This is a genomic window from Polaribacter filamentus, from assembly GCF_002943715.1.
GTDB classification, from domain to species: Bacteria; Bacteroidota; Bacteroidia; order Flavobacteriales; family Flavobacteriaceae; genus Polaribacter; species Polaribacter filamentus.
On record NZ_MQUA01000013.1, the window covers coordinates 3,167,583 to 3,188,343 of the forward strand.

General features: G+C 30.3%; 25 protein-coding genes and 1 pseudogene. 11 read left to right on the plus strand and 15 right to left on the minus strand.

Features of this window, described 5'->3' with window-relative positions; all coding sequences use genetic code 11:
- The first annotated feature begins 4 nt into the window (after positions 1-4).
- Both BST83_RS16575 and BST83_RS16580 read left to right on the plus strand, forming a co-directional pair.
- On the plus strand, positions 5-763 hold the full coding sequence (locus BST83_RS16575) for an SDR family NAD(P)-dependent oxidoreductase (protein ID WP_104810739.1): 759 nt from the start codon (positions 5-7) through the stop codon (positions 761-763).
- Positions 764-1,198: 435 nt separating this feature from the next.
- Positions 1,199-2,341 carry an ATP-binding protein gene (locus BST83_RS16580; RefSeq protein WP_104810740.1) on the plus strand — a complete coding sequence of 381 codons (1,143 nt, stop codon included), beginning with the start codon at positions 1,199-1,201 and terminating at the stop codon, positions 2,339-2,341.
- Here the strand turns inward: BST83_RS16580 and BST83_RS16585 are convergent.
- From BST83_RS16585 to BST83_RS16595, 3 genes are all read right to left on the minus strand, one after another.
- Positions 2,338-2,607, minus strand: a complete 270-nt coding sequence (locus tag BST83_RS16585) for a hypothetical protein (RefSeq protein WP_104810741.1) — start codon at positions 2,605-2,607, stop codon at positions 2,338-2,340. The genes BST83_RS16580 and BST83_RS16585 overlap by 4 nt on opposite strands.
- Positions 2,608-2,609: 2 nt before the next feature.
- Entirely contained in the window at positions 2,610-3,383 is a 774-nt protein-coding gene (locus BST83_RS16590) for a DUF1295 domain-containing protein (protein WP_104810742.1), read from the minus strand.
- A gap of 168 nt (positions 3,384-3,551) precedes the next feature.
- On the minus strand, positions 3,552-3,776 hold the full coding sequence (locus tag BST83_RS16595; RefSeq protein WP_104810743.1) for a hypothetical protein: 225 nt from the start codon (positions 3,774-3,776) through the stop codon (positions 3,552-3,554).
- 186 nt (positions 3,777-3,962) lie between these two features.
- Here BST83_RS16595 and BST83_RS16600 point away from each other — a divergent pair, with 186 nt between their 5' ends.
- The gene (locus BST83_RS16600) at positions 3,963-4,865 is read left to right on the plus strand and encodes an IS1595 family transposase (protein ID WP_104808686.1); all 903 of its coding nucleotides are present in this window, start codon (positions 3,963-3,965) and stop codon (positions 4,863-4,865) included.
- A gap of 132 nt (positions 4,866-4,997) precedes the next feature.
- Here the strand turns inward: BST83_RS16600 and BST83_RS20845 are convergent, their stop codons facing one another.
- Complete coding sequence (locus BST83_RS20845) at positions 4,998-5,102, minus strand: hypothetical protein (protein WP_367889201.1); 105 nt, start codon at positions 5,100-5,102, stop codon at positions 4,998-5,000.
- Complete coding sequence (locus BST83_RS20850; protein ID WP_104810744.1) at positions 5,066-5,359, minus strand: hypothetical protein; 294 nt, start codon at positions 5,357-5,359, stop codon at positions 5,066-5,068. The genes BST83_RS20845 and BST83_RS20850 overlap by 37 nt, the downstream gene beginning before the upstream one ends.
- A gap of 428 nt (positions 5,360-5,787) precedes the next feature.
- Here BST83_RS20850 and BST83_RS16610 point away from each other — a divergent pair, with 428 nt between their 5' ends.
- Positions 5,788-6,234, plus strand: coding sequence for an FKBP-type peptidyl-prolyl cis-trans isomerase (locus BST83_RS16610; protein ID WP_104810745.1), 447 nt, complete (start codon positions 5,788-5,790; stop codon positions 6,232-6,234).
- A gap of 102 nt (positions 6,235-6,336) precedes the next feature.
- Here BST83_RS16610 and amaB read toward each other — a convergent pair whose 3' ends face one another.
- Positions 6,337-7,878: an L-piperidine-6-carboxylate dehydrogenase gene (gene amaB / locus BST83_RS16615; protein WP_104810746.1), complete on the minus strand. Its 1,542-nt coding sequence runs from the start codon at positions 7,876-7,878 to the stop codon at positions 6,337-6,339.
- A 113-nt stretch (positions 7,879-7,991) separates the two neighbouring features.
- On the opposite strand from amaB, the gene BST83_RS16620 reads away from it, so the two are divergent.
- Positions 7,992-9,050: an isoaspartyl peptidase/L-asparaginase family protein gene (locus BST83_RS16620; RefSeq protein WP_104810747.1), complete on the plus strand. Its 1,059-nt coding sequence runs from the start codon at positions 7,992-7,994 to the stop codon at positions 9,048-9,050.
- A gap of 329 nt (positions 9,051-9,379) precedes the next feature.
- Here the strand turns inward: BST83_RS16620 and BST83_RS16630 are convergent, their stop codons facing one another.
- From BST83_RS16630 to BST83_RS16645, 4 genes are read right to left on the minus strand one after another with little or no spacing between them, the layout of a single operon-like run.
- Positions 9,380-10,729, minus strand: a complete 1,350-nt coding sequence (locus tag BST83_RS16630; RefSeq protein ID WP_104810749.1) for an outer membrane beta-barrel protein — start codon at positions 10,727-10,729, stop codon at positions 9,380-9,382.
- Positions 10,689-11,270 carry an RNA polymerase sigma factor gene (locus tag BST83_RS16635; protein WP_104810750.1) on the minus strand — a complete coding sequence of 194 codons (582 nt, stop codon included), beginning with the start codon at positions 11,268-11,270 and terminating at the stop codon, positions 10,689-10,691. The genes BST83_RS16630 and BST83_RS16635 overlap by 41 nt, the downstream gene beginning before the upstream one ends.
- A 4-nt stretch (positions 11,271-11,274) precedes the next feature.
- Entirely contained in the window at positions 11,275-11,682 is a 408-nt protein-coding gene (locus tag BST83_RS16640; RefSeq protein ID WP_104810924.1) for a hypothetical protein, read from the minus strand.
- A 14-nt stretch (positions 11,683-11,696) separates the two neighbouring features.
- Entirely contained in the window at positions 11,697-12,410 is a 714-nt protein-coding gene (locus tag BST83_RS16645) for a hypothetical protein (protein ID WP_104810751.1), read from the minus strand.
- Positions 12,411-12,486: 76 nt separating this feature from the next.
- On the opposite strand from BST83_RS16645, the gene BST83_RS16650 reads away from it, so the two are divergent.
- A complete protein-coding gene (locus BST83_RS16650) occupies positions 12,487-13,461 on the plus strand; it encodes a LuxE/PaaK family acyltransferase (protein WP_104810925.1) in 975 nt (324 codons plus the stop codon).
- Between the two features lie 50 nt (positions 13,462-13,511).
- On the plus strand, positions 13,512-13,952 hold the full coding sequence (locus tag BST83_RS16655; protein WP_104810752.1) for a YHS domain-containing (seleno)protein: 441 nt from the start codon (positions 13,512-13,514) through the stop codon (positions 13,950-13,952).
- Between the two features lie 80 nt (positions 13,953-14,032).
- Here BST83_RS16655 and tyrS read toward each other — a convergent pair whose 3' ends face one another.
- On the minus strand, positions 14,033-15,325 hold the full coding sequence (gene tyrS, locus BST83_RS16660; RefSeq protein WP_104810753.1) for a tyrosine--tRNA ligase: 1,293 nt from the start codon (positions 15,323-15,325) through the stop codon (positions 14,033-14,035).
- Positions 15,326-15,487: 162 nt separating this feature from the next.
- Here tyrS and BST83_RS16665 point away from each other — a divergent pair, with 162 nt between their 5' ends.
- The gene (locus tag BST83_RS16665) at positions 15,488-16,501 is read left to right on the plus strand and encodes an SDR family oxidoreductase (RefSeq protein WP_104810754.1); all 1,014 of its coding nucleotides are present in this window, start codon (positions 15,488-15,490) and stop codon (positions 16,499-16,501) included.
- On the opposite strand, the gene BST83_RS16670 is transcribed toward BST83_RS16665, so the two are convergent.
- The 4 genes and pseudogenes from BST83_RS16670 to BST83_RS16685 all read right to left on the minus strand — a co-directional run bounded on the left by BST83_RS16670 (position 16,479) and on the right by BST83_RS16685 (position 19,554).
- The gene (locus BST83_RS16670; RefSeq protein ID WP_240614798.1) at positions 16,479-16,979 is read right to left on the minus strand and encodes a DUF4296 domain-containing protein; all 501 of its coding nucleotides are present in this window, start codon (positions 16,977-16,979) and stop codon (positions 16,479-16,481) included. The two genes, BST83_RS16665 and BST83_RS16670, sit on opposite strands and share 23 nt — an antisense overlap.
- On the minus strand, positions 16,939-18,279 hold the full coding sequence (locus BST83_RS16675) for a dihydroorotase (RefSeq protein WP_104810926.1): 1,341 nt from the start codon (positions 18,277-18,279) through the stop codon (positions 16,939-16,941). The genes BST83_RS16670 and BST83_RS16675 overlap by 41 nt, the downstream gene beginning before the upstream one ends.
- Positions 18,280-18,367: 88 nt before the next feature.
- Entirely contained in the window at positions 18,368-18,835 is a 468-nt protein-coding gene (locus BST83_RS16680; RefSeq protein ID WP_104808305.1) for a GNAT family N-acetyltransferase, read from the minus strand.
- Positions 18,836-19,554: pseudogene (locus tag BST83_RS16685) on the minus strand (polyprenol monophosphomannose synthase).
- 139 nt (positions 19,555-19,693) lie between these two features.
- Between BST83_RS16685 and BST83_RS19670 the strand changes: the two are divergent.
- The 3 genes from BST83_RS19670 to BST83_RS16695 all read left to right on the plus strand — a co-directional run.
- The gene (locus BST83_RS19670; RefSeq protein ID WP_146092188.1) at positions 19,694-19,945 is read left to right on the plus strand and encodes a hypothetical protein; all 252 of its coding nucleotides are present in this window, start codon (positions 19,694-19,696) and stop codon (positions 19,943-19,945) included.
- 41 nt (positions 19,946-19,986) lie between these two features.
- Positions 19,987-20,280 carry a DUF4271 domain-containing protein gene (locus tag BST83_RS21585; protein WP_496559618.1) on the plus strand — a complete coding sequence of 98 codons (294 nt, stop codon included), beginning with the start codon at positions 19,987-19,989 and terminating at the stop codon, positions 20,278-20,280.
- A 17-nt stretch (positions 20,281-20,297) separates the two neighbouring features.
- A partial coding sequence (locus BST83_RS16695; protein ID WP_205853599.1) for a uroporphyrinogen-III synthase occupies positions 20,298-20,761 on the plus strand: 464 nt, incomplete at its 3' end.

Here is a 20,761-nt window from a genome sequence, read left to right on the forward strand (position 1 = left end):
ACAAATGAAGAAAACAGCATTTATAACGGGCGCAACTTCGGGAATTGGCAAAGCAACTGCAGAATTATTTGCTAAAAATAATATCCGATTGATTCTTTGTGGCCGAAGAGCAGAAAGATTAGATAAACTACAAGAGTTACTGAGTGACCTAACAGAAGTAACCACTTTACAGTTTGATGTATCCAAAAGAGACGAAGTAGCTGCTGCAATTGAATCACTTCCAGAAAATTTTAAAAACATAGATATTTTGATCAACAACGCGGGAAACGCGCATGGATTAGCTAGCATTCAAGATGGCGATTTAGATGATTGGGATGCCATGTTAGACATTAATGTAAAAGGTTTGCTCTATGTCTCAAAAGCAATCATTCCAAAAATGATTAAAAATAACAACGGATTTATTGTAAATATTGGTTCAATTGCCGCTAAAGAAGTGTATCCTAATGGAAATGTATATTGTGCGTCAAAACATGCTGTAGACGCTCTAAATAAAGCAATGAGGATTGATTTAAACAAACACAACATTCGTGTTTCGGCAATTCATCCTGGGGCAGTAGAAACCGAGTTTTCCGAAGTCCGTTTTAAAGGTGATACAGAGAGAGCAAAAATAGTTTATGCGGATTATAAAGCTTTACAACCAGAAGATATTGCAGATATTATTCACTTTGTAATCACAAGGCCTTATCATGTAAATATTGAAGATTTAGTAGTGTATCCTTCGGCGCAAGCAAGTGCGACAATTATCAAAAAAGATACCTATTAATTATTTTTATTTTTTATGATGGCCCATTATACATCATTTGAAAGTTTAAAAGTATATAAGAAGATAGTCATTTTTTGTAACAAAATACGGGAAATTATTATAAATACTACTTTATCTAAAAATTATAAACCGATAGAGCCATAGGTTCTTATGGTGCAGCAATGGATACTAGTATTGAAGATTTTGGTAGCGACGGTAATAAAAGAATTTATCCTGTTTTTAAGTTATTCAAGAGGTTCGTATTGTGAAAGTAAGGCACAGATTTTGAGAGCTTAAAATAGAAATCATATTTCCAAAGAACTTTTTCAAAAACTAGATTTGGATGCGAGTAAATTAATAGATCAACAATCTAAATTTATAAATTACCTGAAAAATTTGGATAAAAAAATACAAAGTTTGAATGAAACGGATGCCAATAAATAATAATAATAATTAGTGATTAACAAAAGACTTTTAATCAAAAATTTACTTTCTCAAAATGATGAGAATAGCTTTTATGATAAAAAGCAAAAACTATCTCTAAGTAATAAAGAAGGCAAAGCAAAGTTTTTAAAACATATTTGTGCACTTTCAAACTCAAACCCAGAAAACAATTCTTATATCGTAATTGGTGTGGAAGATGAAGAAAATAAAATTCTTGGTGTCGATTTCTATGATGATAGTAAAATCCAAAATTTGGTAAATGCGTATTTGATTAATCCACCAAAAATTCAATATGAAAACGTACCTTTTCCACGTTTACCAAGACATAAAGTCATTGGTTTGGTCACTATTCATCCAAATAATCAAATAACCTCCTTTTTAAAAAATACTTGGAAATATAAAAAGGGAACAATTTTTCACAGAAAAGGAAGTAATTCAATGCCTTTTTTGGGTACTCTTTTTGAACTAAAAAACACTAACAAATCAATAGTAGAATCCGTAGAAAATAACGCAAGAAATAATATTGAACTCACTTTAGATGGTGTGTTCGACTTTATCAATAATCATAAACCAGAGAATAATCCGCAATACAAAGTTTTTAATGAACAGTTTGTGCTGTGTTGGGCAGGAGAGAAGAAAATTATCAACCAAGAAGAATATTTTTCTAGAGTGGATATTGAATTGATTAACGAACAAGTTCGATTATTTTTTTCTGCTTTAGATGATGTTCAAATCACTTATAACAGTCATTCCTTTATTATTACAGAATATATATTGTTAGGTATTGAAGCCAGCGAAAAGTATTATCCTTTAGAAAAAACGATCATCAACTTTAAAGATAATGGCAAACATGACATTATTACTGAATTTTTGTTTCAGCCACCAAAATATAATGAAACAATTATCAATCATATTTATACGAATAGCAACAAAATTATTTCAAAAATTATAAATAAAACACCACTTTCTGTTTTAGAATATGAAGATGTTTTTAGATTACCCACCAATTATTTAATCTGTTTTTTAAATGGATTTTTAGACGCCTCGGAACAACTACAAAAAGCAAAGAATTATATGCGAAATTTAGAAGATAAAACCACCTATATCAAATATAAAGAGACGATTCGTATAATTAGAAAAGTAAAGTATAATTAGCTATATTTTAAATAAAGCAGCAATAAAATAGTGTAGATACCCAGATAGAATCTATAGAAATTACGTTGTTTTAAATACTCTTTATTATCAGGATATAAATTACCAAACAGCCCTTTTATTTCTTTGATGAAAAAGGGTTTTATATTGATTGTCCAGCTATCTGTTTGATAGACAATTTTTCTGAATTTACTTCTGTAAAAACTTAAAGGAAAACCCCAAATGGCAAATAGAATAAACCAACTATGTTCTTTTAGAAACTCAACCATACTTATTTTTTAGGAAACCAAGGAAAAAAGGAATTAGTTCTTGCTATATAGTCTTTGTACTTTGGTTTTGTGGTATTTAATGTTTTTTCAAGTAACGCAACGCCTGATACTTTTATAATTAATAAAGTCATAATTACAGCTCCGATAATTTGCCAATAACCGCCTGCGGCAATGCTAAGCAATGCGTAAGACCACCAAACAGCTGCGTCTCCAAAATAGTTAGGATGTCTAGTATATTTCCAAAAACCTGAGTTTAGTACTTTTCCTCTATTATTTGGATTTTTATTAAATTTATATAGCTGATAATCGCCACCAGCTTCAAAACCAAAGCCAATAATCCAAACCAAAATAGCCACATAATCTAACCAAATTAAATCACCTGAAGCGGCACTTAAATGCACACCTAATAAAGGTAAAGAAACAATCAAAATTAAAGCTCCTTGTAATAAAAAAACTTGGAAATAACTAAACCACCAATACCGTTTAGCGCCATATTCTTTTCTGAATTGTTGATATCTATAATCTTCACCTTTCCCAATATTTCTGATTGCTAAATAAATTGTTAAACGCAAACCCCAGATTGAGACAAGAATTAAAAGCACTAAATTTCTTAGATTGATACTCTCTAAATTGAAAACATAAAAGGTGTTTACAACCACAAAACCAAAACCCCAAAAAATGTCTACAATACTTACATTTTTTATAAGCACGCTCCAGATCCAGAGCAAGGTAACTAAGATCCAGATTAGAAATGATGCATGTAGAAAAAGATTCATTCGTTACATTTTATGTTGCGTTTCTCTAAAAGAAACACCACATATTAATTGATTTGTCAATAGTATCAAAAAAGAAATTACCGTTGACCTATTAAATAAAAAATAAACACACCTAATTTAAAAACCCTTTATAATCAGCTTTAATAAAAATAAAATATTGAAGAAAATTTATTCGATAATCTCGTAATCAACATCTAGTTTTCGTAAAGCTCTTAAAGCTGAACCCGCATTTTTATCTGTCACTTCAATATCTACAGCATCTCCTTCTAAAAGTATGTCTGTAAGTTCATTTGACAAGCTTTCTGAAATATTAGATGAAATTTCTGCAATACATTTGGCTATCGCTCTTTTATCTGGTCGTTGAGAATCGCAAGACAATAAATTTAATTTCATAATAATGATTTATAAATGCAATATACAACAGTTGCTATTAGATACCTCTAGATTGCACTTCTTAAACTACGTTTCATTTAAATGAAGTGAAATTATTTTACTGAGTTATACGCTTAGGTAATTATAGTTTAATTAATTGAGTTAGTCATTTAATTTCCGTATATTATAACCTTTAAAACAAGAGATATGGAACAATTTGAAGGTCAAGATATACTAAACTTTATAAAAGAATTACCAAATGATGCTGCGTGTAAAGCGTATTTAGCCAAAATAAAATGGCAAGATGGATTTACTTGTATGAAATGTGGTCATACCAAAGGCTGTGAAAAAGTAGATTATAGATACCATTGTTATAACTGTCAACACGTAGAAAGCGCCACTGCAAACACCTTATTTCATAAAGTTAAATTTGGATTGCAAAAAGCCTTTTGTGTGGTTTTTGAAATGAGTACAAGTAGTAAAAGTATTTCAAGTATTCAAATGGGAAAACGTTTTAGCATTCGCCAAGGAACAGCGTGGTATTTCATGCAAAAAGTGCGTAAAGCAATGAAAAGCAGTCAAAAATATCCTTTAGAGAAATTAATCCATGTTGATGAATTTACTGTTGGAGGGAAAGAAGAAGGCAAACAAGGAAGAAGTTATGATACGAAAAAGAAAAAGGCTGTTATCGCAGTAGAATTAACAGATGGCAATAAAGTTAAAAGAGTTTATATCAGATCCATCAAAGACTATTCTGCAAAATCATTAACCCCGATATTTGAAGAGCATATAAGTACATCTGCTAAAATAGTAACTGATAAATGGAGAGGTTACCAACCTTTAAAAGAGATGTATGACATTGACCAAATATATAGTAATAATGGTGCTAATTTCAAACAATTACACATTGTGATTATGCAAGTTAAGTCATGGTTGAGAGCAATACCAACCCATGTAAGTAAATGGCATATTCAAGCATACTTTGATGAGTTTTGTTTTAGAATTAATCGATCTCAATTTAAAACCAGCATATTTCATAAAACGATTAATAGAATGGTAGAAAGTAAACCAATATATCAAAATCAAATAAAACAGACGCTAAGCGTATAACTCAATTAATTAATATTTCATTTGGTTTAGAAGTGTTGCGTAAATTTCTCTAAAAGCTATTTCATATTTCAGATTTCCATTTTTATCTAAATCGCTCAAATTAGTTAAGTTGTCATACAAACCTTGATTCTTTCAATTTTTGTCAACTAAAAAAACAATGTTCGCCGCTCCATGATCTGTTCCCTTAGATTCATTTTGTTTTACACGTCTTCCAAACTCAGAAAAAGTAAGAATGATAACATCGTAACAAGCATTATTTTTTTTAAATGGTTTACAAAAATCTCCTTGCTTTCTGCATAAATTTTTAACAATCTTTCTTGTGTATTTACTTGATTTGCGTGTATATCAAATCCGCTTAAACCTTTATAATACACCTGAGTTTCTAATCCTGAATTTATAAAGCTAGCAATCTTCCTTAGATAAACGCACAAGTTCTTTTGATGTAATACCAAACCTACGCTGTCGTATAAGTGTTGTATGTGTGCTAATTTCATGAAATTTAGACTATTAAAATTAAAGATGGTTTAATTTTATAAAAATTTCTGATTTTAAATATCGTTGTCTAACTGCAAATCCATAATTTTTATACCATTTAGCTTAATTTTAGACGATAATTACTCTTAAACTATTTTACGGAGTTGGCGCAAATTTTTAATTTAACTGACATACTTGCTGATTAAAAACAAATTTAGGCGATTATTTTAAATAAAGTCATAAAGTTCCATTTTGCCTTTATCAGAGGGATGCAGCACCGTTTATACCTTTTAAAAATGATTAATGTATAGGTTTATAGAATTTCATTCCTGCTTTTTCCTATTTTGGCTTGATTTTCGCGGCTTCTATTAGTATAAGTTTAAATTAAAATGTTTGATGCGTAAGAATTATGCAAAAAATATTTTTAAAAATTAAATAACAAAGTATGATGAGTCAAGTCAAAGAGAACAACACAGTTAAAGTAAATTACACCGGTAAGTTATCTGATGGACAGGTTTTTGATAGTTCTGAAGGAAAAGAACCTTTAGAATTTACTTTAGGACAAGGACAATTAATACCTGGTTTTGAAAAAGGGTTAATCGATATGAAAGTAAATGAGAAAAAAACCATTACAATTGCTAAAGATGAAGCATATGGAGAAATCAATAAAGATTTAATACAAGAAGTTAAGAAAACTGAACTCCCTCAAGATATGACTCCAGAAGTTGGAATGGGACTAGTTTCTAAAACACCAGATGGACAAGAAATGAATTTAGTTGTTATTGAAGTGAAAGAAGAAAGTATTGTTATTGACGGAAATCATCCACTAGCAGGTAAGGATTTAATTTTTGATCTTGAAGTTGTAGAAATTTTAGAAACTGAGATTATAAAATAAGTTTCTTATTTTTTAATAAAATCAATTTTAGACATAAATTCTATTAAAAAAACCCAACTTTAAAAAGTTGGGTTTTTTTATTCTTATAAAAGTTTAAACTTTTTACAAATCAAACTTAATTCCTTGTGCTAAAGGCAATTCGTCTGAATAATTTACGGTATTTGTTTGTCTACGCATGTAAACTTTCCAAGCATCAGAACCAGATTCTCTACCTCCACCAGTTTCTTTTTCACCACCAAAAGCACCACCAATTTCTGCACCAGAAGTTCCAATGTTTACGTTTGCAATTCCGCAATCTGAACCAGCATAGGATAAAAATTTCTCTGCTTCTTTCATTTCATTTGTCATAATTGCAGAAGATAAACCTTGCACAACGCCGTTTTGTTTTTCAATTGCATTTTCTACTTCTCCAGAATATTTCATTAAATATAAAATTGGGGCAAAAGTTTCATGTTGTACAATTTTAAAATGGTTTTCAGCTTCAATAATTACTGGTTTCACGTAACAACCAGACTCAAATCCTTCACCTGTTAAAACACCACCTTCAACTAATACGTTTCCGCCTTCAGCTTTTGCTTTTTCTATCGCAGCTAAATACGTTTTTACAGAATCTTTATCAATTAACGGCCCAACATGTTTCGTCTCATCTAAAGGGTTTCCTATTTTAATTTGTTTGTAAGCACCAACAATGGCATCTCTTACTTTATCATACACAGATTCGTGAATTATTAATCTTCTTGTTGATGTGCAACGTTGTCCACAAGTACCAACAGCCCCAAAAACGGCTCCAGGAACCACTACTTTTAAATCTGCAGTTGGTGTAATAATAATTGCATTGTTTCCGCCTAATTCTAATAAAGATTTTCCAAAACGTTGTGCAACAGTAGTACCAACAATTCTTCCCATTCTGGTAGATCCAGTTGCCGAAATTAACGGAATTCTAGTATCAGCAGTCATCATTTCACCCACCTTATAATCTCCATTTATAATACACGAAATACCTTCTGGTAAATTATTATCTTTTAAAACACCTGCAATAATATTCTGACAAGCAATAGAACATAAAGGAGCTTTTTCTGAAGCTTTCCAAACACAAACATCACCACAAATCCAAGCTAAAGAAGTATTCCAAGCCCAAACTGCCACTGGAAAATTAAAAGCAGAAATGATACCAACAACTCCTATTGGATGCCATTGTTCTCTCATTATATGCCCGGGTCTTTCAGATGGAATTACTTGCCCATTTAATTGTCTAGACAATCCAACAGCAAAATCACAGATATCAATCATTTCTTGAACCTCACCATAACCTTCTTGCAAAGATTTTCCCATTTCATAAGAAACTAATTTCCCTAAAGGCTCTTTTAATTCTCTTAATTTATTACCAAACTGACGTACAATTTCTCCTCTTTGTGGAGAAGGCATATTTCTAAATGATTTAAAGGCTTTCGTAGCTGTGTCCATCATTTTTTCAAAGTCCTCTTTTGTGGTCGCTTTTACTTTTCCAATCAGTTTTCCATCAACTGGAGAGTAACTTTCTATCAATTCGCCATTAGAAAAATTATTAGAACCTGTAGAAGTTCCTTCATTTATGTCTTTTAGGCCTAATGTTTTTAGTGCTTCTTTTATTCCAAAATCTGTCATTTTGCTGTTTCGTTTTTGTTGTTTATATTCGAAGAACGAATTTACGAATAATTTCAGACATAGATAAATTAAACAAAAACAATTAAATTTGTTAAATATTAAACAACAAAGCAATGAAAACAATCTTATCACTTTTCACACTCTTAGTTTTAGCATTTGGATGCAAAAATGAAACGACTAACTCATCCGAAGAAATTAATACCGAAACAAAACAAAACGAATTTGCGATTATAATTCATGGTGGCGCAGGTACTATTTTAAAAGAAAACATGTCTGATGAACTAGAAGCTGAATACAAAGAGAAGTTAGAAGAGGCTGTAAAAGTTGGTTATACCATTTTAAAAAATGGTGGCACTAGTCAAGATGCGGTGTTAAAAACCATTCAAGTGATGGAAGAATCTCCTTTATTTAATGCAGGAAAAGGAGCGGTTTTTACCAATGAAGGGACCAATGAATTGGATGCTTCTTTTATGGATGGAAAAACATTGAACGCCGGCGCTGTTGCTGGTGTAAAAAATGTAAAAAGTCCGATTGAATTAGCCATAAAAATTATGACAGATTCCCATCATGTAATGCTTTCTGGCGAAGGAGCATCTCTTTTTGCAAAAGAAAAGGGGTTAGAAATTGTAAATCCTAGTTATTTTTATACCCAAAAACGCTTTAAATCTTTACAAAGAATTAAAGACAACGAAAAAATGGAGCTTGATCATGATGATAAAAAAGCGGCTTTTTACGACTCTGACATAAAAAATAGCAAATTCGGAACCGTTGGTTGCGTTGCGTTAGATAAAGAAGGAAATATTGCTGCAGGAACATCTACTGGAGGAATGACCAATAAACGTTGGGGACGAATTGGAGATGCACCAATTATTGGTTCTGGAACCTATGCAAATAACAAAACGTGTGGGATTTCGTCAACAGGTTGGGGAGAATATTTTATCAGAAGTCAAGTTGCATACGATATTTCTGCTCAAATGGAATATCAACATAAAACTTTGAAAGAAGCGACTACGGATGTAATTCAAAATAAATTAACAAAACTGGGTGGAACGGGTGGTGTTGTAGCCTTAGATAAAAGAGGAAATATGTCTTTTGAGTTTAATACCGCCGGTATGTACAGAGCTTCTATGAATGATAAAGGCGACTTAATTTTACAAATATACAAAGAATAATCTAACCATTTTTCTGGTAAAAGCTCTAAAAAAAGTTCTATAATTTCTGATTTTACTCTCTTTTTTATTCCTAATTTTGAAATTATCGGAATTGATAAATTGATGTTATTTCTTTTATTTATAAGGCCTAGCATCTCTTCAATAGGCCTTTTAGAAACTAAAACTAAACTATTCATCATTGCATTAGACTCTGTTTCTAAATCAAAAAAGTCTACAAAAAATTTAAAAAAGACAAAATCTCACTTTTTAAAGAGAAGCTTCCAAGTTGTTTCGACACTATATTCCATTTACTGGTTCAGTCTACCAAAATTTAAAATAAATGGTAAAATTTAAAAACGATAATTGATACCTGTATAAACAGCAATAAAATAAGGTTGGAATCCGTTTGAATTTTTAGTATACGTATTTAACTGTGTTTTAAACATTGGGTTTAATTGCAAAGACCAATTTTTATTAAAAAAGTAGCTAAAATCTATTCCTAGATTTCCACTAAAATTAAGATCGTTTAAATTATTTGCTTCGCCTCTATTTTGGAAATTTGCTGTATTCAGCAAAACTTCATTCTTATTTAAAAATAGCGAACTAAAACCGGTAACAATATGGGTTTCTATTTTACTAGTTTGAAATAAATTATATTTAATTTCTAAAGGAATTTCTATATAACCAAAATTCTGACGCATATTTCCGTTAAAACTTACAGTATTTAAAGTTAATGAACTTGCATCAAAAGATTCTCTTGTAGTGCTATTTAATACAAATTGGTTGCCTGAGTTAAAGTTGATGTTAGACGCTTCTATATTAGAAGCTACAACAGCAATATTTGTATTTGAATACTGCATTTCTTGTAAATGAATACCCGACTGAAAAGACCATTTATTATTAATCTTATAGGAAAATTTTACACCATAAGAAATACTTTTGTCACCTTTTGTAGAACCGTCTAAATTACTATCTAAAGGTGAAGTTTTTGAAAAAGAATTCGCACCAATAATACCAAAAACAGATGCAACCGACCATTTTTTCTGTAATTTACCTTCTATTTCTTCTTCGTCGTTTTCTGCGATTGTTTCTAATAAATCAATCGTTTTAAGGTTGCTTTTGTTCGGTTCTTTTTTTATGAAATCAAATGGCCTCTCAATTATTTCTTGCTTGTTTTCTTTGCTTTTATCAACAACTATCGTTTTTTTATTTTGAGCGATACTAATAGCATCATTCAAAGGTTTATCAATTTGAAGCTCTTTTTTTATTCTATTATTCGTTGCCGGTTTTTTCTCTTTTTTATTACTTTGAAATATCCCTTCTAAAACTGTTACGGTAGTTATACTTTTTTTAGAATTCGTGGAGGTTTCTGAGCTCTTTTTATCAATTTTACTAAGCTGCACAATCACGGTTTCTATCTCTTTTTGAATTTCCATTTCATCTCCTTCTTTCGGTGATTTTGTAACCACATTTTCTGGAAAATATTCTATTTTAATGTTCGTATCATTTAAAGGAAAAACCAATAATCCTAGAATAAAAAGAGCCGCAACGCCGCTAGATATCCACCAAATTGGCAGCACTTTTCTTTTCTTTGTTTGAAGTTTTACTTTCGTTGTATTCCAAACTTTCTCATTCGGAGTAGCCTCAAAAGCTTTCAATTTATCTTGAAATAATTTGTCTATGTTTTTCTGTTCTTTCATTACATTTAGACTTTTTTTGTTGATGAACTTCTATTTGCTTTTTTAAAATCTGTCTGGCTCTTGAAAGATTAGATTTAGAAGTTCCTTCAGAAATTTTTAGCATTTCGGCAATCTCTTTGTGAGAGTAATCATCTAAAATATAGAGGTTAAAAACTAAGCGATATCTATCTGGTAGTTTCTGAATTAATTCTAACAAGAAATTTAGGTCGAAATTAGAATCTTCAAAATCATCTTCTTCTAAATCGATAGCTTCTACTTCCTTACTTTCAATAGATGAAGGTTCTTTTTTCCTATATTTTTGAAGGGCTGTATTAATAGTGATTCTTTTTAGCCAACCTTCAAACGAGCCTTTGTTTTGATATTGTTTTATTTTATCAAAAATTGTTAGAAAACTATCTTGTAAAGTGTCTTCTGCATCTTGATAATTTCGAGAATATTTTAAACAAACAGCAAATAGTTTACCAGAAAAAAGCTGATAAACCTCTGCTTGCGCTGCAATTTTTTGTTTGCAACATTCCTTTATAAGTTCTTCTAATTTGATGGTTCTAATTTACAGGAACTACAACTTCCTCAAAAATATTTTCACCGTTACTATCCTTTCCTTTATAAAACTTAAAAACATAATCTTCTACTTGTGAAGCTTTTACTGGAATCTTCTTTTCTTCTTGAATAATTGCAAGTGTACAATGAGAATTTAATTCTACGAACGCAGAAATAGCAACAATTCTCGTAGTATCTATAGTTTCATAATATATTTCATTAAAATGATAACATCCATTTGGCAAAGAATATTTTACTGTAATTGTATCTATTTGACCATAGGTAAAACTTACAGGCGCTATCGCTTCATCTATTGGTAAATAGTCAAACGAATAATTTAGTTCGTCCTTATCATTGTTTAAACAAGAGTAAAAAACAAGTAATCCAAATAAAAGTAGTGTAAATTTTTTCATTTTTTTTATTTTAATTAATATATTAGTGTTGGAATTCCGTTTTGACATTTTACTGAAGTCGGAGGATTTGTAATTGAACAATCTGAAATTAAACCCCATTTAAAGTTAAAATCTTTTTCGGCTTGTGCATATGCTTCTATTTTCTTTAGAAATGAAGCAGTATCTATTTGCGATGAATAGGCAATATAACCTTGAGCACCTCCGCAAGCTTTTGATCCATAAGCAACAAAAGACCAATCAGTAGCATTTAAACAAGAAACACTGTAGGACAAATTTTGAATTTCATTAAATAAATCCATTAAACTTCTATGTTCTATTTCTTGTGACGAAAGTTCTCTTTTTACAACCAATTTTTCTTCTGAAAGTTCTAAAATTCGCCATTGAAAATCTCCTGTAAAAGAAGTTGTGGTTATCTTTACAAGACCTTCTTCTGCGAATTCCCAAGTTCCAACATAATCACTAAATGTTAAAGGTGGCGTTCCACACCAACCAGAAGAGCGTTCCGTAAAAATAGCATTTTTTTTAAATAATATTCCGTAAGAATCATTTGGTAAAGAATTTACTCGAGTAAAAGTTATTTGTTCATCTTGGTAATTAGCCTCTGCCCAATTGCCAATTAATAAACTATTATTAGGATCTATAATTATTTCATTACTTTGATTGTTAATTTCGCAAGAAAATAGAAAAACTGTAAGAAATAATGATAAAAAGGCTGTTTTAGTTTTCATAATATTGAGTTCTTTATTATTAGATGAAAAAACTTTGAGAAGGTTGCGTCTAATAATCTTATTTTTGCACTATTCTATGCAAGAAACTATTTTTAACATAAAGTCTAATGAGCAGTTTACAAAAGCTGCACTTGAAGTTTTTAAACACCAGTTTAAAAACAATAAAGTATATCGTTCTTTTTGCGATTTAATTAATAGACACCCTTCGGATGTTACAAAAGTAGCACAAATTCCGTTTTTACCAATTCAGTTTTTTAAGTTAAGAGAAGTACTTTCATCAACAGAAAAAGTAGAAGAAACTTTTACAAGTTCTGGCACAACAGGAAGTGCTACCAGTAAACATTTTGTAACGGATATTAATTTTTACAAACAGAGTTATTTAAACGGATTTGCGAATTTTTACGGAAACATTGAAGAATATACTGTACTTGCTTTATTACCAAATTATTTAGAAAGAAATGGCTCTTCTTTGGTTTTTATGGTGGATGATTTAATTGCAAAATCTAAAAATTCTGAAAGTGGTTTTTATCTAAATAACTTAGATGAATTGGCGAAAAAACTCCTAAATCTTGATAAAAAAGGGCAAAAAGTATTGTTGATTGGCGTTTCTTTTGCGTTGTTAGATTTGATTGAAAAATACCAGTTTAAGCTTAAAAACACCATCATTATGGAAACTGGCGGTATGAAGGGGCGAAGAAAAGAACTCATCAGAAATGAATTGCATCAATTGTTACAAGATGGCTTTGGGGTTGGTGAAATTCACTCAGAATACGGAATGACAGAATTATTAAGTCAGGCGTATTCTAAGGGAAACGGTGTTTTTGAAACGCCACCTTGGATGAAAATTTTAACCAGAGACACCGAAGATGCTTTAACTATTTTGCCAACAGAAAAAGCTGGCGGAATTAATATAATCGATTTGGCAAACTACAATTCTTGCTCATTTATTGCCACGCAAGATTTAGGGAAAGTTTACCAAAACGGAACCTTTGAAATTATTGGTCGTTTTGATAATTCAGATATTCGAGGTTGTAATTTAATGGTGTTATAGTTTTGTAATGTTCATTTCATTTTATCGACAATTATAAAAATAAGAACTCAATGAAACACTTTATAACTATTTTATTATTATCAACTTCTACTACTTTTTTTGCACAAAACTACAACACTAAACAAGGATTTGTTGCAGAAGGCTATGACGTTGTTTCTTATTTTAATAACAAAGCCGAAAAAGGAAATAAAGAATTTACCACAGAATTTGACGAAGTAAAATTTAAGTTTTCATCAAAAGAGAATTTAGAAATATTTAAAAAATCTCCTAAAAAATACATTCCGCAATATGGCGGTTATTGTGCCTATGCCCTTGGTGTAAAAGCTGAAAAGGTAGCTGTGAATCCTAAAACTTTCGAAATTAGAGATGGCAAATTATACCTATTTTACGATTCTTGGGGAATAAATACATTTGAGTTATGGAAAAAGGAAGGAGCAGAAAAGTTACAGAAACAAGCAAATAAAAACTGGCTTAAAATAATAGATAATTAATATTTTTACTCTTCTAGACCAAAATTTATAATAAAAAAAAAGCTGAATTAATTCAGCTTTTTTTTATTATAAAGTTAATGTTACTCTACTACTAGTAAATAATATGTTTTTTTACCCCGTTGTAATAACACATATTTATTTGCAATTAAATCTTCTTTAGTAATTGTAAAATCTTCTTTTACTTTTTCTTTATTTACTGAAATTGCATTTTCGTTTAACGCTCTTCTTGCTTCACCATTAGAATTTAAAAAGTTAGTTTTTGCTGCTAAAGCGCCAATCATATCCAACCCTTCTTCAACATCAGCAATAGATACAGTTGCTTGTGGTACGCCATCAAACACATCTAAAAAAGTTTGTTCATCTAAAGACTTCAAATCAGAAGCTGTAGATTTTCCGAATAAAATACTAGACGCTTTTAAAGCATTTTCATACGCCTCTTTTCCATGCGTCATTATGGTAACTTCTTCACCTAATTTCTTTTGTAGCAAGCGAAATCCGGGATCTTTTCTGTGTTCAGAAATTAAATTTTCTATCGTTTCTTTGTCTAAAAATGTAAACTTTTTAATAAAGTTTTCTGCATCTTCATCCGAAGAATTTAACCAATATTGATAAAATTTATAAGGCGATGTTCTATCAGCATTTAACCAAACGTTTCCTCCTTCTGTTTTTCCAAACTTTGTTCCATCTGCTTTTGTAACTAAAGGAACTGTAATTGCATACGCTTTTCCTTGCGCTTTTCTACGAATTAATTCTGTTCCAGTAGTAATATTTCCCCACTGATCTGAACCACCCATTTGCAGTTTACAATTTTTCTCTTGGTACAAGTGATAAAAATCGTATCCTTGAAATAATTGGTAGGTAAATTCGGTAAAACTCATTCCTTCAGAAGATTCAGAACTCAACCGTTTCTTTACAGAATCTTTTGCCATCATGTAATTTACAGTAATATGTTTTCCTGTATCTCTTACAAAATCGATTAATGAAATATCTTTCATCCAATCGTAATTGTTTACCAGTTCCGCTTTGTTTTCTACGGACGCATCAAAATCTAAAAACCGTTCTAAGTTTTCTCTAACACCAGCAATATTTTTAGCTAAAGTAGCTTCATCTAATAAATTACGTTCTGCAGATTTTCCAGAAGGATCGCCAACCATACCAGTCGCTCCACCAATTAAAGCAATAGGATTATGGCCTGCATTTTGAAAATGTTTCAAAATAAAAATTTGAACCAAGCTACCAATATGCAGTGAGTCTGCAGTTGGATCAAAACCAATATATCCAGCAGTTTTATTTTTTAGTAAATATTCTTCTGTATCTGGCATAATATCGTGCAATAGTCCACGCCAGCGTAATTCTTCAACAAAATTTGTCATTATAAATCTATAATTAATTTAAAATATGTCTGTTAAACTTAGCTTATCGAAGTTTTTTATCGATTTCCAAACTCTAAATTCAACATTGTTAAACAAGTTAAATAACTACTTTTTAACGCTACAAAGATAAACTTATCAATGAAAAAATCATAAATTAGCACTATGATTTTAGTTACTGGAGGCACGGGTTTGGTTGGTTCGCATTTATTGTATCATTTAAGTTTACAAAATGATACAATTAGAGCTGTTTATAGAACAGAATCGTCTTTAGTAAAGGTGAAAAATGTCTTTTCTTTTTATACGGATGACAAAAATTTATTCAATAAAATTGAATGGTTTTTAGCCGATATTACCGATGTTCCTTCTATGATTCCCGCTTTTTTTGATGTAACACACGTGTATCATTGTGCTGCATTTATTTCCTTTAACCCAAAGGATTATCGAGAAATGCGAAAAATAAATATTCATGGAACTGCAATTATTGTAAATCTTTGTATTGATGCAAAAATTGATAAATTGTGTTATGTGAGTTCTATTGCGACTGTTGGAAATTCGTTAAAAGGAGATCTCAGTACCGAAGAACACGAATGGAATAAAGAGCTAAATAATAGCGGCTATTCTATTACCAAATTTGGTGCAGAAATGGAAGTTTGGCGGGCAAGTCAAGAAGGTGTTGATGTAGTAATTGTAAGCCCCGGAGTTATTTTAGGAAGTGGCTTTTGGACTGCTGGCTCAGGAAAATTATTCTCTCAAGTGTATAACGGATTTCAATTTTATACCGAAGGAATTACTGGTTTTGTGTCTGTGCAAGATGTTGTAAAACCAATGATTTTGTTAATGAATTCCGATGTTAAAAACGAACGTTTTATTTTAGTTTCTCAAAACAAATCATTTAAAGAAATCTTCTTTTTAATTGCAGATGCTTTTGGTAAAAAACGACCCTCTAAAAAAATAAAATCCTGGCAAACCAATATCTTTTGGCGAGTTGCTTGGCTCCTATCAAAAATTACAGGAAAAGAACCTTTATTAAGTAAATATTCGGCTAGATCTGCACATGCAGTTTCTAAATATTCATCAGAAAAAATAGAAAAAATACTTAATTTTAAATTTGAAAAAACAGAAAAATCAGTTGAAGAGATTTGTAAAAACTATATTAAAGAGCATTCTTTACCTTAAAATCTTTTTTATTTAACACCAAACTATCCTCTTTTATGTTATTTTTCTTAATTTCCCTAACCTTGTTTAGAGAGTCATTTCGTATCGAATCTCGTCTAGTATTTATATCGTCGTATATTTTTTTCTCTTTTTCTAAGCTAGCTTTCGCGTCCTCAAAAATTTCTTGATACAAATCTATTTTAGACATATAATACACATTACTAGTTTGAAAACGGGCACTATCAATTTTAAATTGATCGTAGACCAAAGACATGTATTCAATCTTAGTTTCTAGATTCTTATTTTTAACATATTTAGCGGAAGATGCAATCATCATTTCTTGAATTAAAAGACGCATTGTATCTCTGGGAATTAAGTCTTTTGGTTCTTCTAAAATAGTATTACTTGTGCAAGAAACCAAAAATATAAAAATTAATAAATAACTTATTTTCTTCATTTTAACGATTAAAAGTGATGCGTTTTCCTTTAATTTCATCATTAAAAACACCATTATTATAAATTAAATTTCCATTCACAAATGTGTGCGTTATGGTGGATGAAAATGTTGTTCCTTCAAAAGGAGACCAGCCGCATTTGTATAAGAGATTATCTCTAGAAACAGTTTGTGGTTTGTTCGTGTCAATTAAAACGATATCAGCAAAATAACCTTCTTTTATAAATCCGCGTTTTTCTATTTGAAATAATTTTGCAGGATTATGGCTCATTTTTTCAACTGCTTTTTCAATTGAAATTATGCCTTCTTTTACTTTCTCTAAAATTGCAACGATTGCATGTTGTACAAGCGGTCCACCACTTGGCGCTTTTAAATACTTATTACTTTTTTCTTCTAAAGTGTGTGGTGCATGGTCTGTCGCAATAACATCAATTCTGTCATCTAACAAAGCCTCCCATAAACCCAACCTGTCTGCCTCTGTTTTTACCGCAGGATTCCATTTAATATGCGTTCCTTTTTCTTCATAATCTTTATCTGAAAACCACAAATGATGAATACAAACTTCTGATGTAATTTGCTTTTCTTCTAAAGGAATGTCGTTTCTAAAAAGACGCGTTTCTTTAGCAGTGGATAAGTGAAAAACGTGCAACCTTGCTCCTGTTTTCTTAGCCAGTTCAATTGCTTTGGATGAAGACAAATAACATGCGGCTTCACTTCTAATTATTGGATGATATTTTATAGGAATATCTTCGCCATATTTTTCAATAAACTCTTCCGTGTTTTTTCTGATGGTCGCTTCGTCTTCGCAATGCACAGAAATAATCATTTTGGTTGATGAGAAAATTTTTTCTAAAATTTCTTCATTATCCACCAACATATTTCCGGTAGACGACCCCAAAAATAATTTAATTCCGGCTACTTTTTTAGAATCCGTTTTTAATAATTCTTCTAAATTATCGTTGGTACCACCAAACATAAAAGAATAATTTGCGTACGAATCTTTTGCAGCAATTGTAAATTTATCTTCTAATAATTTCTGAGTGGTCGCTTGCGGAACTGTGTTTGGCATTTCTATAAAAGTTGTAATTCCGCCAGCAATAGCAGCTCTACTTTCTGCTGCAATATTCCCTTTGTGTGTTAAACCAGGTTCTCTAAAATGCACTTGATCGTCTATAAAACCCGGAATTAAATACTTCCCATCCGCATTAATAATTTCTACATTGACGGGAGCTTTTATTTCTGATGAAATTTGTTTTATAATTTCATTTTCAATGAGAACATCACCTAAAAAAATAGTATTTTCATTTACAATTTTTGCGTTTTTTATTAAAATTGATTTCTTCATTCTCATTATTATTTAATAGCAATTACACAAAGGTTTTCGCAAACTTTATTATTGATGTTTTTAATGTTATGCCTAATTAATCGCGTTTTTAAATATCCATTCTCATATTTACTAAACTCTTTATAAGTCCGAATCTTTCATAAGCTTTTATAGCGCCAACATTGTTACTATACACATCTAGCCTTAGCTCTTTCAAGTCTTTTTCTTTTGCCCAGCCTTTTAAAGATTCTAAAATTAGACTGCTAATTCTTTGTCCTCTAAACGCAGGTTTTACAAATATAAAACCAATATAACCATGCTTTAAATTTTTATGATATTCTTTAGAATCCTCTAATCTAATATATCCAGAAGCAACTAATTCATCATTAAGAACCCCAACAATTAAATGACTTTTTTTCGAAGTAATTAATTGCGGAATATTATAATAACACAAATCACCATCCGCCAAAAAAGAATCTAAAGGTCTTTCGAACCCTATAACTCCTTGTTCAAATTGTAACAAAGTTTCTAAATCATCTAAATTTGCAGTTCTAATAGAAATAGGTTTGTTTATCATTTATTTTGGTAAGCCTTTTAAACGCATTCTTATTACTCCAAAAAGTGCTTCAAACACAATATTTCCGCTCATTTTAGACGTTCCTAAAGTTCTGTCAGTGAAAATAACTGAAACTTCTTTTATATTAAATTTATGTTTCCAAGCTTTAAATTTCATTTCAATTTGAAAAGCATAACCAGCAAACCTAATTTTATCAAGATTAATGGTTTCTAACACATTTCTTTTCCAACAAACAAAGCCTGCAGTTGTGTCAAAAACCGGAATTCTGGTTATAAAACGCACATATTTTGATGCAAAATAAGATAAAAGTACTCGTTTCATTGGCCAATTAACAACATTTACACCTTGCGAATATCTTGACCCAATAGAAACATCTGCGCCGTCTTTATAACACTTATTATATAAACGAATTAAATCTTTTGGATTGTGAGAAAAATCGGCATCCATTTCTATAATATAATTGTATTTTTTTTCAATTGCCCACCTAAATCCATGAATATAAGCACTTCCTAAGCCGTGTTTACCAATTCTTTTTCTAAAAAAAGCTGTTTTGGAAATTCCGTAATAAGATTTTTAACAATTTCTGAAGTTCCATCTGGAGAATTGTCATCAACAATTAAGATATGAAATGCTTTTCTTTGATTGAAAGTGGCTCTTATAATAGCTTCAATATTTTCTTTTTCGTTGTAAGTGGGGATAATAACTAATGAATCAGACATAAATAAATAATATATGTAAGTAAGAAAACAAATATACATTATATAATTACTAATTTTGTGTTAATCATAACGAAATGAAAACTACTTGCAAGCACTAGAAAAAATAATAACTACTAAGAGTTGGGTTACAGCATTAATAATGCTACTATTTATAGGCGTAGTTTTATTAAAAGCATTAGACACCAATAGATTAAAAGGAAGTGTTTTTAGTTTGTTTAATATCAACTTTATAGAAAGCGAGTCTGAAGAAAATACAAGCTTTTTTGACTCCTTTAAGATCGTAATTTTCATGTTTACGGTAATTGTATTATCCCTATTAGCGTATCGCTTTAAAACGTATAGATTATCAATAAATGTATCAAGCTTTTCGTCTTATCTGCCCGTTTTTTAAGTTTATTATCTTATTTTTTAATTAAAAGAACTTTAGAGTATTTGCTTTTTTACTTATTTTTAATCAAAAGAGACGTGCGTTTTTTCATTGTTTCAAAGGTTAATTATTTACATACAATTACATTTTTACTATATTTAGCAATAGTTTTAAGTGAATATATAGGTTTAAAACAATGGTATTTATTTTATTTTGCAGCCTTGTTATTTATTGTAAGATTTGTAATTCATATAGTAAGTAACAAAAAGCTGATATTTAATAAGTTGTTTTATTTTATTTTGTACATTTGCGCCGTTGAAATAGCCCCGCTATTTATATTGTTTAAAATGATGTTTTAATTATAGAACGAAAGCATATGAGAGTGAAAACAATTTTAGTATCACAACCTGCTCCCAAGACAGAAACTTCACCTTATTTTGATTTGTCTGACAAACAAAAAGTAAAAATCGATTTTAGATCTTTTATTCATGTTGAAGGGATTACGGTTAAAGATATAAGGTTACATAAAATTGATTTTAAAAACTTTACTGCAATTATTTTAACAAGCAGAAATGCTGTAGATCACTTTTTTAGAGTTGCAGAAGAAATGCGCTTTAAAGTGCCAGATTCTATGAAATATTTTTGTCAATCTGAGGCCGTAGCTTATTATTTACAAAAATATGTTGTGTATAGAAAACGTAAGATTTATGTTGGCACAAGGACGTTTACAGATTTAACCAAGTTAATAAAGAAACACAAAACAGAGAAGTTTTTATTACCTTCTTCGGATAAGTTAAAACCTTTAATACCTGCTGAATTAGATGAACTAGGCATTAATTG

Bases quoted from the DNA above. Each gene is read 5' to 3' on its own strand.
- BST83_RS16610 (WP_104810745.1), top strand. From the start codon at position 5,788: ATGAGTCAAGTCAAAGAGAACAACACAGTTAAAGTAAATTACACCGGT.
- BST83_RS16595 (WP_104810743.1), bottom strand. From the start codon at position 3,776: ATGAAATTAAATTTATTGTCTTGCGATTCTCAACGACCAGATAAAAGA.
- BST83_RS16675 (WP_104810926.1), bottom strand. From the start codon at position 18,279: ATGAAGAAATCAATTTTAATAAAAAACGCAAAAATTGTAAATGAAAAT.
- BST83_RS16645 (WP_104810751.1), bottom strand. From the start codon at position 12,410: ATGAAAACTAAAACAGCCTTTTTATCATTATTTCTTACAGTTTTTCTA.
- BST83_RS20850 (WP_104810744.1), bottom strand. From the start codon at position 5,359: ATGAAATTAGCACACATACAACACTTATACGACAGCGTAGGTTTGGTA.
- BST83_RS16600 (WP_104808686.1), top strand. From the start codon at position 3,963: ATGGAACAATTTGAAGGTCAAGATATACTAAACTTTATAAAAGAATTA.
- amaB (WP_104810746.1), bottom strand. From the start codon at position 7,878: ATGACAGATTTTGGAATAAAAGAAGCACTAAAAACATTAGGCCTAAAA.
- BST83_RS16585 (WP_104810741.1), bottom strand. From the start codon at position 2,607: ATGGTTGAGTTTCTAAAAGAACATAGTTGGTTTATTCTATTTGCCATT.
- BST83_RS16630 (WP_104810749.1), bottom strand. From the start codon at position 10,729: ATGAAAGAACAGAAAAACATAGACAAATTATTTCAAGATAAATTGAAA.
- BST83_RS16575 (WP_104810739.1), top strand. From the start codon at position 5: ATGAAGAAAACAGCATTTATAACGGGCGCAACTTCGGGAATTGGCAAA.
- BST83_RS16680 (WP_104808305.1), bottom strand. From the start codon at position 18,835: ATGATAAACAAACCTATTTCTATTAGAACTGCAAATTTAGATGATTTA.
- BST83_RS16670 (WP_240614798.1), bottom strand. From the start codon at position 16,979: ATGATGAAATTAAAGGAAAACGCATCACTTTTAATCGTTAAAATGAAG.
- BST83_RS16640 (WP_104810924.1), bottom strand. From the start codon at position 11,682: ATGAAAAAATTTACACTACTTTTATTTGGATTACTTGTTTTTTACTCT.
- BST83_RS16620 (WP_104810747.1), top strand. From the start codon at position 7,992: ATGAAAACAATCTTATCACTTTTCACACTCTTAGTTTTAGCATTTGGA.
- BST83_RS16590 (WP_104810742.1), bottom strand. From the start codon at position 3,383: ATGAATCTTTTTCTACATGCATCATTTCTAATCTGGATCTTAGTTACC.
- BST83_RS16650 (WP_104810925.1), top strand. From the start codon at position 12,487: ATGCAAGAAACTATTTTTAACATAAAGTCTAATGAGCAGTTTACAAAA.
- BST83_RS16665 (WP_104810754.1), top strand. From the start codon at position 15,488: ATGATTTTAGTTACTGGAGGCACGGGTTTGGTTGGTTCGCATTTATTG.
- tyrS (WP_104810753.1), bottom strand. From the start codon at position 15,325: ATGACAAATTTTGTTGAAGAATTACGCTGGCGTGGACTATTGCACGAT.
- BST83_RS16655 (WP_104810752.1), top strand. From the start codon at position 13,512: ATGAAACACTTTATAACTATTTTATTATTATCAACTTCTACTACTTTT.
- BST83_RS19670 (WP_146092188.1), top strand. From the start codon at position 19,694: ATGCTACTATTTATAGGCGTAGTTTTATTAAAAGCATTAGACACCAAT.